This is a genomic window from Variovorax sp. WDL1 (assembly GCF_001541225.1).
Classification (GTDB): domain Bacteria; phylum Pseudomonadota; class Gammaproteobacteria; order Burkholderiales; family Burkholderiaceae_C; genus Variovorax.
In genome coordinates this window covers 1-2,195 of the sequence record NZ_LMTS01000150.1, presented here as the reverse complement: position 1 = coordinate 2,195, position 2,195 = coordinate 1, and the positions used below count along the sequence as shown (strand labels likewise).

Here is a 2,195-nt window from a genome sequence, read left to right as displayed (position 1 = left end):
TCTCAATCGAAGGAGCCTCCTCAAAATACGGGGCGGTTCATTTCACCCCGTTGCATGCCAGTTGGGTGAACCAGATCGAGTTGCTGTTTGCCATCTACACACGGCGAGTGCTTCGTCACGCCAGCCACTATTCGATCTCCCATCTGCGGCAGCGTACCGAGGACTTCATCGTCCAGCGCAATCGCGCGCCGCAGCCATTCAAGTGGACATTCGCCGGGTTCGAACTACAGACCGGTGAACCCAAGAGGATCCCTGCCGATGCCAGATCTATTCGCCCGAGCACGAGCCGACGAACTCCAGCGTCATCTGGCTCGTCTCACGGGGCATGACCATGTCCGAGTTCGCCCCTACGGCAAACACCTACTGATCCAGATGCACCGCGGCGACGATGTCGTCGACATCATTGCTCGGCTGACGGAGGTATCTCGCACAAGGTACACCGCTGCGTTCCGCAGTCACACGGGACGTTGGGAGCCGCTGCCCGTATCGGGCGACCTTGCGCAATCGGCGGCCGCAGTTGCAACGCTGCTCGCCCCGTACCTTGAGCCGTAATCAGCAAGCTATTTCAGGGATGTCGTACTAGTGCCGCCGGCCAGGTCACCAAGATGGTCGTGGAACCTCGCCTGACTTCCATGCGAATCTCGCTCGCCGGCGTGACCGGCGCAGGCAGTTGCACGGGCACGAAGGACGACGACACAGCCTCGGTGCTGGGCAAAGCTTTGCGAGCGGTGCCTTCCGCCATTCCGCCAGGCGACACCTCCACGTCACGCAACCAGCGGCGCAGAAGGTTTGCATTGATGCCCAGCGCCATCGCCACGGATGCCATGGAGACCCTGGGCTGAGCGGCTGAAGCAACCGCATGGGCCTTGAATTCGTCGCTATGCAAACGGCGACGTCGCCGGTCGCCCGAAGCCTGAGGAGCGATAGTGTGCACGTGTCCACCAACAGTCGTAGTGGATACGAGCATCCTTTGCTCCTAAGCCGCATTCAAGATGGGTTTGCCGGACGCATACGCTGATTCGGCACCACCGCGGCGAGCACGTGTGGTCGGTGTTGCCCCGAGGGGAAGCGGCCCATCCGATGGCGATACTGCCCTGTGTTATTCGATCTTCAGGGCACCCGTCTTGGCCAACGACGACCAGAGCACGCTTTCGCGTTGAACAAGGTCTTCGAGGTCTTTTCCGGTGGTCGGGTCAGGGGTGTAGCCGAGGGTGGCGTACTCCGCCTTTCCTTCGTTGGAGCGCATGAAGGTGGTCAGGGACTGGTTGAGGCGGGCCATGACGGGCTCGGGGGTGCCCTTGGGAACGAACACGCCGAACCAGATCTCCACATCGAAATCGGAGTAGCCCTGTTCGGCGATGGAGCTCACTTTCGGGAAGGTGGCAGTGCGTTCCTTGGTGGTGACGGCGATCACCTTGACCGTGCCGCGCTCTAACGCGCGTTGCGCGGTGGCGGGATCGGCCATCATGGACGTCACTCGGCCGCTGAGCAGGTCCGGCAAGGCTTCGGAGGTTGTCTTGTAGGGCACGTGCGTGACCTCGATCTTGGCGTCTTTCTTGAGCAGCTCGAAGCCGAGGTGGGCGCCGGTGCCGCTGCCCGCGGAGGCGTAGGTGAACTGGCCCGGCGCGGCTTTCGCTTTCGCGACGAATTCTTGCAGCGTGTTCACGCCCAGGCTTTCCTGCACCAGCAGCAGGAAAGGCAACTTGGCCACCTTGCCCACCGGCACGAGATCCTTGCGCGGATCGAATGGCAGCGACTTCATGATGTGCGGCAGCACCGAGACGGTGGAGCCGGAGGTGAACAGCAGAGTGTAGCCGTCGGCTGCGGACTTCGCCGCGGCGTTGGCGCCGATCACCGTGTTGCCGCCGGGGCGGTTCTCGACGAGCACGGTGCGACCGAAGTCGTTCTGCAGGCCTCTCGCAAGGACGCGCGCCGCCGCGTCTGCGCCGCCGCCGGCGCCGAACGGCACGATGATCCGCACGGGTTTGTCCGGGTACTGCGCATGCGCAGGCGCACCGGCCATAAGGGGAATGCAGCAGAGCAGGGAAAGGATAGTTCGCAGCATGATGTCTCATATGGACGCCTCCCGTGTGGCAAGCGAGTTCTTGAAGTTCCGGCTGGCGGTAATGACTGCGGTCTCATATCCGGCCTGTTGGTGCAGATCGGACCGAAGCCCGCCGCTGGCCTTGATGGTC

2 protein-coding genes and 1 pseudogene are annotated in these 2,195 nt (G+C 62.7%); 1 reads left to right on the top strand and 2 read right to left on the bottom strand.

Annotated features, from left to right (window positions below):
• A pseudogene (locus APY03_RS40420) lies at nucleotides 1–329 on the top strand (hypothetical protein); the annotation flags it as partial.
• Between the two features lie 236 nt (nucleotides 330–565).
• Here APY03_RS40420 and APY03_RS45685 read toward each other — a convergent pair.
• Both APY03_RS45685 and APY03_RS20045 read right to left on the bottom strand, forming a co-directional pair.
• Nucleotides 566–967, bottom strand: a complete 402-nt coding sequence (locus APY03_RS45685; protein ID WP_083944483.1) for a transposase — start codon at nucleotides 965–967, stop codon at nucleotides 566–568.
• Nucleotides 968–1,099: 132 nt separating this feature from the next.
• Nucleotides 1,100–2,065: a Bug family tripartite tricarboxylate transporter substrate binding protein gene (locus APY03_RS20045; RefSeq protein WP_068679411.1), complete on the bottom strand. Its 966-nt coding sequence runs from the start codon at nucleotides 2,063–2,065 to the stop codon at nucleotides 1,100–1,102.
• Nucleotides 2,066–2,195 lie beyond the last annotated feature (130 nt).

What these genes read in the sequence shown, in the direction of transcription:
- APY03_RS45685 (WP_083944483.1), bottom strand. Translation starts at nt 967, where the DNA reads ATGCTCGTATCCACTACGACTGTTGGTGGACACGTGCACACTATCGCT.
- APY03_RS20045 (WP_068679411.1), bottom strand. Translation starts at nt 2,065, where the DNA reads ATGCTGCGAACTATCCTTTCCCTGCTCTGCTGCATTCCCCTTATGGCC.